Raw genomic sequence first — 11,855 nt, 5'->3', positions numbered from 1 at the left:
ATGTCATCCGGATGGTGCTCGGGACGCTGCCTGCTCAGCTCTTGTCGTTTGAAGGGCGCTACGCATTTAAGAACGAGAGAAAAGAAGATAAGATGAATGCAGCAGGCGGATTGACGGAGGAGTATACGTATTTCACATTCAATAAACATGATTTGTCCAGAGGAAAGCTGATCGGGTATATTGAAAGGCTGCTTGTGCTGATTTTGACGTTTTACAGTGCATATCCGGCCATTGGTTTCATTGTGACGGCAAAATCAATTGCCCGTTTTAAGCAGATGGATGACCGGAACTGGGCGGAGTATTTCCTGCTTGGGACTTTGACTTCGATGTTTGTTGGCATAGCTTTGGGGCTGCTTTTGAGGGAAGTGCTGCTTTAAAAAGAGGGAGGAAAAGGATGAAACAGATTATTGCGATGGGCGGCGGGGGTTTTTCAATGGAACCTGATAATTTGTTATTGGATCACTATATTCTGAATCAATCACTGAAACCGAATCCGAGAATATGTTTCGTTTCTACAGCAAGCGGAGATCAGGATGGGTATATTCAACGGTTTTATCATACTTTTCATTCAATGGCCTGTAAACCCGATCATCTTGCATTATTTGATCCGCACTTTAAGGATCTTGAAGATTTCGTCATGTCCCAGGATATCTTCTACGTGGGCGGAGGAAGTACCCGGAATATGCTTGTTTTATGGAAAGAATGGGGACTCGATCTTCTATTTAAAAGAGCATATGAAAACGGCACAGTCCTTGCAGGGCTAAGTGCTGGAGCAAATTGCTGGTTTGAAGAGGGTTTGACTGATCCTTTAAATGCTCCGCTGTACAAAATAAATGGACTGGGATTTATTCAGGGAAGTATTTGTCCTCATTATGATGGCGAGGAAAAGAGAAGACCCTCATTTCATGATCTCGTGGGCTCTGGCAGCATGATGCCAGGATTCGGCATGGAAGATGGGGCAGCCGTGCATTTTAAAGACGGACAAGTTTTTAAATGCATCAGTTCCAGGCCCAATGCGAAGGTCTATTCTGTATTTGAAAACACAGGCAGAATCCATGAGGAACCTCTGCAAATGATGTACCTGGGCGGACTGTCATGAGGATTATTAAGTTTTAGCAGGAAATAAATGCATCTTTTTTACTGATTTGCTCAAACTAACCAAAAAGAGCAAGGGCAGGGTCGTTAAATGGAGAAAAAGATGCTGAAAGGCCTTTTTGGTTTGTGTGTGGTATTATTTCCTTTTGCGATGAAACGATCAGCTTTAAAAGAAGTGCTGATTATCTTTCTCGGAAAAGGCGTCATCTCGACACTGATGGATGTGTTTTATGTCAGGACAAAGCGGATTGCTTATCCTGTCCGGCCATTACCGCATATTTATAAAACCAATATTTTATATGATTTTCTCTTTTTCCCGCTGTTGAGTGTTTTTTGGATCAGACAGTGCTATAAAGACAGACTGCCGATGGTTCTGCTGAAAAGTCTTACCTGGAGTGTGCCAATGTCCATAGGGCAGTGGTATTTGGAAAGGACGACGAACCTGTTTCACTGGAAAAAGTGGACGATTTTTCATACGTTCGGCTGTGTGACGTTTACACTGCTTGCAATTCGAGGACTGATTGAACTTGTAAAACAAGCGGAACATAAAGCTCCAGATGAAGAAATGGGATCCTAAGCGGATGCCATTTTTTTTATGATCACCAGCTGAAATTCTTCAAATTAGTTACCGGTCTTTTTTTTCACGCAGTGATATAAAAGTGAAATTCGTATTAACCTAATCATTTCATCTTATGATAGAATGTAAATTGTATAGTATAGAAGAAATATTCCAAACTTTAGACCTGTATATTCATCAGCCTAAAGAAAGGAAAAATAGATACGATTTTCTTGCAATGATCAGGGGTGCTTTTACACATGACAGCTACAGATGAATTAATCCGGTTTCTAGATGAAAACATCTCCACTTTTATCTCTGCATGGCGGCAGAAAATTACCATATCAGATGATGATTTGCATCAGGAAGAAGTTGAAAAAAACGGGATGAGAATGTACGACCTTGTGAAAAAGACCATTGTTCAGCCGCTGAGTTCGGATGAAATTGATGTTCTTGCCAGCAAGGTCGCACTTGAAAGAGTGGAAGCTAATGTTAATATCGGCGATTTTATCAACAATGTTAACCTTGGCCGCCGCGAGGTTATCCGTTACATTGTGAGTTCCGGCATCTCAAGGGAAGAACTTCAGCCTTTTATTGAAGAAATCAACATACTTTTTGATCAGTTTTCGTATTTTGCCGTAAAGAAGTACACTGAGGTAAAAGAAGATATTCTTCAGGAGAAGATCTCATTTATCGATCAGAGCCATAAAGAGCGCCTGACGATTCTCGGGCAGATGTCTTCTAGCTTTGTTCATGAGTTCCGTAATCCGCTGACGGCTGTAAAAGGGTTTATTAAACTCATGCAAAGCGATCATCCGAATCTGAAATACCTTGACATCATCAGCCATGAAGTTGACCAGCTTAACTTCCGCGTGTCGCAGTTTCTGCATGCTTCCAAAAAAGAGACGATTGAAAGCAAGCGCGAATATTTAAAGCTTGGAGAATTGCTTGATGAAGTTCTCGCCTTTATGTACCCCAGTCTGCTGGACGGAAGCGTCAAAGTGCAGGAGGGTCCTAAAAAAAATTCATCCGTTTATGCAAGCAGAGATGAACTGAGACAGGTGTTTTTAAATCTGATGCTCAATTCAATTGACGCTCTTCAGAAGATGAACGTCAACAGAACGATAACCATTGATTTTAAAGAAGACAGCAGCAGGGCATACGTACATATTTCAAATAACGGACCGATGATTCCCCAAAAACAGATTGAAACGATTTTTGAGCCTTTTTTTACAACAAAAGAATTGGGCACAGGCATTGGCCTGTATATTTGCAGAAAAATCATCGAAAGCCACGGCGGCAGCATTTCGTGTCAGTCTGATGAAATGACGACAACTTTTACGATTGCTCTCCCTATAAGTGCTTCTTAAAAGGCCTGAATCTCTTCAGGCTTATTTTAGGTTTGTGACGAGCTTTGAAGTAATGACCGCCATAAACAGGGTGCTTACGATAAACCCCATCAGCATTTCTGAAGCTGCCGCAGCATTTGAGATTACCCCTATAGAGGTAATGTCCCCAAAACCAGTGGTTGTAAAGGTCGTTATGCTGTAATATAAAAAGTCGTTCCCCGATAATTGTTCACCTGAAAATTTAAAGGCTTTATCACCATAAAATCCATAAATTTGAAAATAAAGGTTCGCATATCCTGTAATGATGAGCATCAGAAGAAGACCTGAACCAATAAAAATGCTCTGCAGCCTTTCTTCTGTTTTTGGTACAGCCACGATAAATTCAAACAAAAAATAATAACAGACAGCAAGGACAGCTGTAATGAGAGTGATCATGATTATACTGGAAGCAGTGATTTCAAACATGGACTCAATAACCAGAAGGCTGATCATCAGGACGTTAAGGATCATATAAAGAAAGAGCTTTTTTTTAGTAAAATCATATTTCGAAAACATGAAATCCCTCTATTTTCCGTCATTTTCATTATTTTCCCCTCCGCATTGTCATCTGATGCAGTCAGTTTGTCAGGACATTCTTCTTGTAAGTTCTTCTCTCATGCTTAATAATATTTATATCTTTGTTTTTGACATCACTTAGGAAAAGGAGATGAACTCCATGCAGCTTAGAGTTTCTGCCGTTCAATATGATTTGCGCACCATTCACTCTTTCAAAGAATTTGCAGATCAGGTTGAGCACTATATTAAAACCGCAGAGGAATTTGGAACGGATTTTGTTCTTTTTCCCGAATTTTTCACTACTCAGCTAATGTCTATCGGGAATGCTGAGGGACAGGCACTGTCAATTGATGAACTTCCTGATTATACAGAGCAGTATCTGGAGCTTTTTAAAGGTCTCGCAGCAAATACAGGCATGCACATCATCGGCGGGACACATGTAATTAAAAAAGAAGGGCGTCTTTATAATGTTGCTCATCTGTTTTATCCGGACGGACGGGTGGCAGAGCAGGCAAAGCTCCACATCACTCCGACAGAAGTCCATGAATGGGATATGACGCCGGGTGATGAGCTCCGGGTGTTTGAAACGGACAAAGGGACCATTGCCATGATGACTTGTTATGACATTGAGTTTCCTGAAATCGTGCGGATCGCAAAAGCAAAGGGTGCTGATGTGATTTTCTGCCCTTCATGTACAGACGACCGCCACGGATTTCACCGCGTCCGCTACACAAGCCATGCCCGCGCGATTGAAAACCAGGTGTATGTTGTGACGACTGGGACTGTCGGTTCACTGCCGACTGTCGATTTCATGAGAGGGAATTTTGGTCAGGCTGCCATCATTACACCGAATGATGTTCCTTTTCCTCCAAAGGGGCTTGCTGCAGAAGGCGAAATTAATCAGCCGATGATCGTAACCGCTGACCTTGATTTAGAACTTCTTTACAAAGTGCGTGCAAGCGGATCGGTTACAACGTGGCGCGACCGCCGCACCGATTTATATCCCGATTGGGAAGCAAAGCAGGGGGACCGTACGCTGCTGTAAGGAGGAGAATCCTTGTACAGAAAAGAATTTTTTGTTTTCGAAGACAGTGTTCCTGTTAAAGCAGTCGTAAGAAACTATGAGAAAAATGACTTTGATTCACTGATTCAGGTTCAAAAGGAAAGTTTTCCGCCGCCGTTTCCGCCTGATCTATGGTGGAAAAAGGAACAGCTTGAGCAGCATGTGCATTCGTTTCCGGAAGGCGCTCTCTGTATCGAAATAGATGGCGAAATCGCAGGATCAATGACAGCTCTGCTCGTGCATTTTGATCCTGCAAAGCCCCATCATACGTGGGAAGACATAACAGACAGCGGCTACATCACCCGCAGTCACAAGCGGGACGGGGATACGCTCTATGTTGTTGATATTAGCGTCAGGCCAAAGTTCAGAAAGCTTGGCCTTGGGAAATGGCTTATGTTTTCCATGTATGAAACGGTTGTGAAGCTTAACCTGAAGAGGCTGGTCGGCGGAGGAAGAATGCCGGGTTACAGGCAGCACTCAGATCATCTCACTCCGGACGAGTATTTAGAGGAAGTAGTGAAAGGGAACCTGAAAGACCCCGTCCTGACGTTTCTGCTTCGATGCGGGAGAACTCCGATGTCTGTCATCCCTGACTATCTTGAAGATAATGAGTCGTGCAACTTTGCCGCTCTGATGGAATGGAAAAATCCATTCATTAGGTAGGCGGGGCTGTTTAAAATCCCAGGTTCATGCCTGGGATTTTTTCATTCAAACAATCAGGTATTTTAATGTTCTGACTATGAGCAATCCGGTTTACAAATGATTGAAGACGCGTTAAGGTAATATCACATGTTATTCCGACTAAATTTATATGAAAAGGAGTTTTAAATATGGCTGAAACAGCTATTCATTCACCTTCACGGGCTAAAACAACCGTTGTATCCGAAATGAAGCCTGTTCAAAAACCGCTTGTTGCGGCAGGATTGCTTGCAGCAGTTCTACTTTTTGCAGCCATTTTACTGGCAGCGGGAGGCACACAGAGCGTTCTGTATATCATCGGATTGCTTCTTGGTGCCACATTGCTTCATGCACGATTCGGCTTTACTTCGGCATTTAGACGACTCGTGTCTGTAGGAAATGTTCAGGGGCTTCAGGCTCATATGCTGATGCTCGCCATTGCATCCGTCTTATTTGCCATCATATTAAGCACAGGTTTCAGTTTCACAGGAACAGCTCCGGCAGGATACGTATCTCCTGTGGGAGTAAGCGTCATTGTAGGCGCATTTATGTTCGGCATTGGCATGCAGCTGGGCAACGGCTGCGCTTCAGGAACGCTTTATTCAGTGGGCGGCGGATCATCATCCATGATCCTGACACTTGTATCCTTTATTGCGGGATCTGTCATTGGAGCCTACCATTTTACTTTCTGGATGGAAGATATGCCAGCCCTTCCGCCGGTCTCTCTAGCAACATCCACGGGTCTCGGCTATGGCGGTGCACTTATCGTCCAGCTCGCATTATTTGCTCTTATTTACTGGATCACCATACAGATAGCCAAAAAGAAAAATCCGCCTATGATGAAACAGCTTCCGACTGTAAAGGGATGGAAAAAGATTCTCCGCGGATCATGGCCTCTATTTGCAGCAGCGATCATTCTTGCGCTTTTGAATGCATTGACGCTGTCTATCAGGGGAAACCCTTGGGGCATCACGTCAGCTTTTGCCCTTTGGGGAGGAAAAGCATTGATGACAGCAGGAATTGACGTGTCATCATGGGGTTATTTCACCGGTGCAAACGGAGCGGCATTAACAAAAACCGTTCTTGCGGATTCAACAAGTGTCATGAATTTCGGCATCATCCTTGGCGCATTCATATCTGCTGCCGCGCAAGGCACGTTCAAGCCGGGTAAAATTAAACCCGGTGTAGCCGGTGCATCGATTATCGGCGGCCTGCTTATGGGCTATGGCGCCCGTCTTGCTTTCGGATGCAATATCGGTGCCTATTTTGGAGGCATTGCTTCATTCAGTCTTCATGGCTGGGTTTGGATGGTCATGGCTATGCTTGGAACATTCCTCGCCTTATTTATCAGGCCGATTTTCGGACTGAAAAACCCTAAACCAACAGATTCTATTTGCTGAGAACTCTCATTTCTGAGAGTTCTTTTTTATTTCAATCGATCGAATATGGTTTGACTGAAGTCTTTTTCATTTACGAAACCGCTTTCTTCTATTACGATTACTAAAGAAGACGACAAAGGAGGAAATACATATGACATATCTTGCTAATTCCGATCGCTATGAATCGATGACGTATAACCGCTGCGGGAATTCCGGGCTGATGCTGCCTGCAATCTCGCTTGGGCTTTGGCATAATTTCGGCGGGGTTGACTCTTTTGAAAATGGGCGTGCCATGCTGCGACGAGCTTTTGACCTTGGGATTACTCATTTTGACCTTGCCAATAATTACGGGCCGCCGCCTGGTTCTGCAGAAGAAATGTTCGGACAGCTTCTTAAAACGGACTTCGCGCCATACAGAGATGAGCTGGTTATTTCATCTAAGGCCGGGTACCGGATGTGGGACGGGCCTTACGGGGAATGGGGCTCAAAGAAATATTTGATTTCCAGTCTTGATCAAAGCTTAAAAAGAATGGGACTGGATTACGTAGATATTTTTTATTCTCACCGGCCGGATCCTCATACGCCGCTGGAAGAAACAATGGGAGCACTCGATCAGATTGTCCGTCAGGGAAAAGCCCTGTACGTCGGAATATCAAGTTATTCTGCAGAGCAGACAGAAGAAGCGGTGAAAATCCTGAACCGTCTCGGAACGCCGCTATTGATTCACCAGCCAAGCTATTCCATGCTGAACCGCTGGATTGAAGAAGGATTGCAGGATGTGCTGCAGGAAAATAAGGTAGGTTCGATTGCATTTTGTCCGCTTGAGCAAGGCCTCCTCACAAATAAATACGTCGGAGGCGTTCCTCAGGAATCACGCGCGGCAAAAGCAACAGGAGCTCTTTCGCAAGAGCGCGTAACGGAAGAGCTTGTCGGAAAAATTAAAAAGCTGCACAAACTTGCTGAAAACCGCGGACAGAATCTTGCGCAAATGGCACTGGCATGGGTCCTGCGGGAAGGACGTGTAACCTCAGCTTTGATTGGCGCAAGCAAAGTCAGCCAGATTGAAGAAAATGTAGCGGCCTTGAATCATCTCCAATTTGAAAAAGAAGAGCTTTCACAGATTGAAAGCATTTTGTCAGAATAGTATTTAGACAGCCTTGCATATCTTGCAGGGCTTCCTTTATCTGTTTTTTTAAAAATTTCGACGTCTAAAAAAAGGATTTACAATGCGGAAGACTAATTAGTCAATATAATGACAGTTTTTTTATATCAACTATAAGTGAAGGCTGGTGATTGTATTGAAGGAAATCAGAGTAGGTTTAGTTGGGTATAAGTTTATGGGGAAGGCTCACAGTCTTGGATATCGAAATGTGCCGTTTTTCTTTCCTGACAGAGCAAGACCTGTTCTGAAGGCAATCGCAGGAAGAAATGAAGAGGGTGTAAGGAAAGCCGCTAAAGAACTTGGATTTGAGAGCTATGAAACGGACTGGAGAGAATTGATTAAGCGTGATGACATTGATTTAATTGATATAGTAACTCCAAACCACTCACACGCTGAAATTGCGATGGCTGCGGCAGAGGCTGGAAAACATGTCATTTGCGAGAAGCCTCTTCCTCTAAATGCGGAGGAAGCTGAGAGAATGCTTGCAGCCGCTGAAAAAAACGGTGTTGTTCATATGATTTCCCATAATTACCGCTTTGCTCCTGCCGTTCAATATGCCAAAAAGCTGATTGAAGAGGGCAGGCTCGGAAAGATCTATCATGTCAGGGCTACTTATTTGCAGGACTGGCTCATGGATCCTGACTTTCCGATTGCATGGAGGCTTAAAAAAGAAATAACAGGGTCTGGAGCCCTCGGTGATATTGGAGCGCACATCATTGACCTTACAAGGTTTTTAGTAGGAGAAATGACAGAAGTCGTCGGGGCTATGGAAACCTTTATAAAAGAAAGGCCTATTGAAAATGAGCCTGGAAAAACGGGCGTAGTGGATGTAGACGATGCTGCCTCGTTTATTGCAAGATTTGAAAACGGGGCAATGGGGGTTTTTGAAGCAACTCGGTTTGCAGCCGGCAGCAGAAACCGCAATTGTTTTGAAATTAATGGCGAGTATGGATCGATTAAGTGGGACCTTGAAAATATGAACAATCTTCATGTTTATTTATCGGAAGATGACGAAGGTCTGCAGGGCTTCAGGGTCATCAATTGCACAGAGGAAGTGCATCCGTTTGCTGATGCTTACTGGCCGGCAGGTCATATTATTGGCTATGAGCATACGTTCGTCAATTTAATATCCGAATTAATGGAAGCGATTTCAAAAAAGAAATCTCAAAAGCCTGATTTCTTTGACGGCCTGCAAAATCAGCTCATTCTTGATGCAATCGAACAATCTGCCATAGATAAAAAGTGGGTAAGCATCCCGCAGAGGGCTAACCATATCCGGGTGTAATCTTTCGGTAAAAATTTCTTTTCTTACCCGAAGAAAGTTGTTATATTGAATATAACAACCATAGAAAGGTGAAGATATGACAACTTTTAACCCTCTTTATCTGAAGGTGTATCAATCTCTATTGAATCAAATAAAAAGCGGCACCCTTAAACATGGTGAAAAAGTTCCCTCTGAGAAAGAATTGGCAGAGCAATTTGAAGTGAGCAGAATTACTTCAAAAAAAGCACTCGATCTCTTATCAGAAGAACATTATATTGAAAGAATTCAAGGGAAGGGTTCATTTGTTACGAATGCCCACACGGGGACGGATGCTGCACCTCATGCCGAACGCAGAAGTCAGGCCCGCAAATTGATCGGTTTTATTCTCCCGGGCTTTGATGAAAGCTACGGAATGAATCTTGTAAAAGGGATTGAAAAACATTGCAGTGACTATGGTTTTACGGTTTTGTTCAAAATGAGCTACGGGAAAAAAGAAATAGAAGAACGTGCCGTGAATGAATTTCTTGACATCGGGGCAGAGGGCCTGATCGTTTTTCCTGTTCATGGAGAGCATGTGAACAACAAATTGCTTGAGCTTGTTTCAAGGAATTTTCCCGTTGTTCTCATTGACCGCTTTATTAAAGGGATACCCGCCTCATTTGTCTGCACGGACCATCAAAAAGCAGCAGGGGAGCTCACTGCACATCTCTTTGATCTCGGCCATAAAGAAATCGGCTTTTTGTCTCCGCCGCCTGATGGCACGACAGCCATTGAAGAACGCATCATGGGATTTCAGCTTGCGCATTCTGAGTTCGGAGTCAAGCTTAACAGAGAGTATATTCTGACTGAAATAAAAAACAGCATGCCTATTCACAGCGCAGGCAATCCTGACATTTTTAAGGAAGACATTCAGAAACTTGATTCTTATTTTGCAAAGCATAAAAATCTTACAGCGGTGGCTGCGTGCGAGCATTCGATCGCAGAACTCGCGGTTGAAAGACTTCGTGCATCAGGCAGGAAAGTCCCTGAAGATATTTCAGTCGTCTGCTTTGATTCTCCCGGCAACGGCCGAATTCATTTCACTCATATTAAGCAGGATGAGTGGACAATTTCCCGTAATGCGGTAAATCTTCTGATGGAAAAGATGTCTGATCACAAGTTTGCTGTTCAGCATGTCTTTGTCCCTCATAAGATCGTTGAAGGGGAAACAGAAAAAACTATGCACCGCGATATGTACTAGGCCTGAATATGCAGGCCTATTTTTTTATTTTTAAAAATTCAGAAAAAATAGGTTGACTTATAAAATCTTAACCAATTAATATATTAACTATAAAACATATCAACATGACAAGTCATTATGTTATTTGTAAGCGCTTTTATAACTTTGGAGGGAGGTTATGTTCACCGTTTTCCATTCATTTAAAACAGGGGGAGTTTTGATGAAGTGTGTAAAAAGTTTACTTACAGCAGTAATGATTTGTTTTTTGCTTGTCGCAGCAGGATGCAGCTCTGAATCATCTTCGAGTAAAAGCGAAGACGGAAAAACGACAATCACATTTTGGCATCCGATGACAGATATTACAGGTGATGCTGTAAATGAGGTTGTAAAAGCATTTGAAAAAAAACATCCGGATATTAAAGTCAAGTCCGTTTACATTGCCAACCAGGGTGAAGGATCTAATGAGAAGCTCCTGTCATCTATTGCAGGTGGAAATCCCCCGGATGTTGCTTATTTTGACCGCTTTGAAATTGCTTCGTGGGCCGCACAGGGTTCACTTGAAGATTTAAGTGATCTTGCTGAAAAAGATAAGATTACAAAAGACCAGTTCTACCCTTTTGCATGGGAAGAAGCGTCATATGAAAATAAACTTTACGGACTGCCGACGACTACAGATTCAAGGCTTGTCTACTACAACAAAAAACATTTTGAAAAAGCCGGGCTTGATCCGGATAATCCTCCAAAAACAATTGCGGAACTCGAAGATGCAGCTGAAAAACTGACGATTAAAGATGGAAAACGCTTTTCCCAAATCGGTTTCATTCCATGGCTTGATCAAGGCTGGTTCTATGGATGGGGCTGGGCTTTCGGGGGAGATTTCTACAATCCTGAAACAAAAGAAGTAACAGCTGACGATCCAAAAAATGTTGAAGCGCTTCAATGGATTGCCGATTATGCAAAAAAATACAACATTGAAGACATTACTGCTTTTACGAATTCACAGGGGACAGGCGCGATGGATCCGTTCCTGACAGAGCAGATCAGCATGAAAATCAGCGGACCATGGACAGTTTCGGCTATTAACAAATTCAAGCCTGATCTTGAATACGGCGTATTCCCGATACCAACTCCGACAGGCGATAACTTCTCGACTTGGTCAGGAGGCTGGTCGGTCGTCATTCCGAAAGGAGCAAAAGAGAAAGAAGCAGCATGGGAATTCCTAAAGTTTTTCAGCGGAGAAGAGGGGCAGAAAATCTTCAGCGGCATTGCCAAAGATTTCTCAATTAAAGATTCTGTCAATGAAGAATTAGGCTATAAAGATGACCCGATTCTAAATGAGTTTGTTGAAATCCTGCCATCAAGCAATCACAGACCGGTCATGACGCAGGGAACTCTTTACTGGAATGAATTAGCCAGTGCCGTGGAAAATGCGACACGGGGAAATGGAGAGCCTGATGAACTTCTTGAAAAAGTAAATGAGAAAGTGGAGAAAGCATTAAAATAATTGGCCTGGGGGATTCTTGCTCAAAAGAATC

General features: G+C 43.2%; 12 protein-coding genes. 11 read left to right on the top strand and 1 reads right to left on the bottom strand.

The window, feature by feature from the left end:
• Nucleotides 1-11: 11 nt before the first annotated feature.
• The 4 genes from AZ46_RS21435 (at nucleotide 12) to AZ46_RS05995 (ending at nucleotide 3,021) form a co-directional block, all read left to right on the top strand.
• Complete coding sequence (locus tag AZ46_RS21435) at nucleotides 12-377, top strand: hypothetical protein (RefSeq protein ID WP_081870145.1); 366 nt, start codon at nucleotides 12-14, stop codon at nucleotides 375-377.
• Between the two features lie 17 nt (nucleotides 378-394).
• Nucleotides 395-1,099: a Type 1 glutamine amidotransferase-like domain-containing protein gene (locus AZ46_RS06005; protein ID WP_029280929.1), complete on the top strand. Its 705-nt coding sequence runs from the start codon at nucleotides 395-397 to the stop codon at nucleotides 1,097-1,099.
• An 87-nt stretch (nucleotides 1,100-1,186) separates the two neighbouring features.
• The gene (locus tag AZ46_RS06000) at nucleotides 1,187-1,672 is read left to right on the top strand and encodes a CBO0543 family protein (protein ID WP_029280930.1); all 486 of its coding nucleotides are present in this window, start codon (nucleotides 1,187-1,189) and stop codon (nucleotides 1,670-1,672) included.
• A 239-nt stretch (nucleotides 1,673-1,911) separates the two neighbouring features.
• Nucleotides 1,912-3,021 carry a sensor histidine kinase gene (locus AZ46_RS05995; protein ID WP_029280931.1) on the top strand — a complete coding sequence of 370 codons (1,110 nt, stop codon included), beginning with the start codon at nucleotides 1,912-1,914 and terminating at the stop codon, nucleotides 3,019-3,021.
• 21 nt (nucleotides 3,022-3,042) lie between these two features.
• On the opposite strand, the gene AZ46_RS05990 is transcribed toward AZ46_RS05995, so the two are convergent.
• Nucleotides 3,043-3,555 carry an ion channel gene (locus AZ46_RS05990; protein WP_051827124.1) on the bottom strand — a complete coding sequence of 171 codons (513 nt, stop codon included), beginning with the start codon at nucleotides 3,553-3,555 and terminating at the stop codon, nucleotides 3,043-3,045.
• A 160-nt stretch (nucleotides 3,556-3,715) separates the two neighbouring features.
• On the opposite strand from AZ46_RS05990, the gene AZ46_RS05985 reads away from it, so the two are divergent.
• The 7 genes from AZ46_RS05985 to AZ46_RS05955 all read left to right on the top strand — a co-directional run bounded on the left by AZ46_RS05985 (nucleotide 3,716) and on the right by AZ46_RS05955 (nucleotide 11,824).
• A complete protein-coding gene (locus AZ46_RS05985; protein WP_029280933.1) occupies nucleotides 3,716-4,600 on the top strand; it encodes a carbon-nitrogen hydrolase family protein in 885 nt (294 codons plus the stop codon).
• Nucleotides 4,601-4,612: 12 nt separating this feature from the next.
• On the top strand, nucleotides 4,613-5,281 hold the full coding sequence (locus AZ46_RS05980; RefSeq protein ID WP_029280934.1) for a GNAT family N-acetyltransferase: 669 nt from the start codon (nucleotides 4,613-4,615) through the stop codon (nucleotides 5,279-5,281).
• A gap of 167 nt (nucleotides 5,282-5,448) precedes the next feature.
• On the top strand, nucleotides 5,449-6,696 hold the full coding sequence (locus tag AZ46_RS05975; protein ID WP_029280935.1) for a YeeE/YedE family protein: 1,248 nt from the start codon (nucleotides 5,449-5,451) through the stop codon (nucleotides 6,694-6,696).
• A gap of 130 nt (nucleotides 6,697-6,826) precedes the next feature.
• A complete protein-coding gene (gene mgrA, locus AZ46_RS05970) occupies nucleotides 6,827-7,819 on the top strand; it encodes an L-glyceraldehyde 3-phosphate reductase (RefSeq protein ID WP_029280936.1) in 993 nt (330 codons plus the stop codon).
• 148 nt (nucleotides 7,820-7,967) lie between these two features.
• Nucleotides 7,968-9,122 carry a Gfo/Idh/MocA family protein gene (locus tag AZ46_RS05965; RefSeq protein WP_035319255.1) on the top strand — a complete coding sequence of 385 codons (1,155 nt, stop codon included), beginning with the start codon at nucleotides 7,968-7,970 and terminating at the stop codon, nucleotides 9,120-9,122.
• 76 nt (nucleotides 9,123-9,198) lie between these two features.
• Nucleotides 9,199-10,341 carry a GntR family transcriptional regulator gene (locus AZ46_RS05960; protein WP_051865276.1) on the top strand — a complete coding sequence of 381 codons (1,143 nt, stop codon included), beginning with the start codon at nucleotides 9,199-9,201 and terminating at the stop codon, nucleotides 10,339-10,341.
• A 199-nt stretch (nucleotides 10,342-10,540) separates the two neighbouring features.
• Nucleotides 10,541-11,824, top strand: a complete 1,284-nt coding sequence (locus AZ46_RS05955; RefSeq protein ID WP_029280939.1) for an ABC transporter substrate-binding protein — start codon at nucleotides 10,541-10,543, stop codon at nucleotides 11,822-11,824.
• Nucleotides 11,825-11,855: the final 31 nt, after the last annotated feature.

It is taken from the genome of Metabacillus indicus LMG 22858 (assembly GCF_000708755.2).
GTDB classification, from domain to species: Bacteria; Bacillota; Bacilli; order Bacillales; family Bacillaceae; genus Bacillus_P; species Bacillus_P indicus.
Note: the sequence above shows the minus strand (reverse complement) of the source record. Positions and strands in the feature narration are given on the sequence as shown.

Coding starts and splice junctions, on each gene's coding strand:
- AZ46_RS21435 (WP_081870145.1), top strand. CDS start 12: ATGGTGCTCGGGACGCTGCCTGCTCAGCTCTTGTCGTTTGAAGGGCGC.
- AZ46_RS06005 (WP_029280929.1), top strand. CDS start 395: ATGAAACAGATTATTGCGATGGGCGGCGGGGGTTTTTCAATGGAACCT.
- AZ46_RS06000 (WP_029280930.1), top strand. CDS start 1,187: ATGGAGAAAAAGATGCTGAAAGGCCTTTTTGGTTTGTGTGTGGTATTA.
- AZ46_RS05995 (WP_029280931.1), top strand. CDS start 1,912: ATGACAGCTACAGATGAATTAATCCGGTTTCTAGATGAAAACATCTCC.
- AZ46_RS05990 (WP_051827124.1), bottom strand. CDS start 3,555: ATGTTTTCGAAATATGATTTTACTAAAAAAAAGCTCTTTCTTTATATG.
- AZ46_RS05985 (WP_029280933.1), top strand. CDS start 3,716: ATGCAGCTTAGAGTTTCTGCCGTTCAATATGATTTGCGCACCATTCAC.
- AZ46_RS05975 (WP_029280935.1), top strand. CDS start 5,449: ATGGCTGAAACAGCTATTCATTCACCTTCACGGGCTAAAACAACCGTT.
- mgrA (WP_029280936.1), top strand. CDS start 6,827: ATGACATATCTTGCTAATTCCGATCGCTATGAATCGATGACGTATAAC.
- AZ46_RS05960 (WP_051865276.1), top strand. CDS start 9,199: ATGACAACTTTTAACCCTCTTTATCTGAAGGTGTATCAATCTCTATTG.
- AZ46_RS05955 (WP_029280939.1), top strand. CDS start 10,541: ATGAAGTGTGTAAAAAGTTTACTTACAGCAGTAATGATTTGTTTTTTG.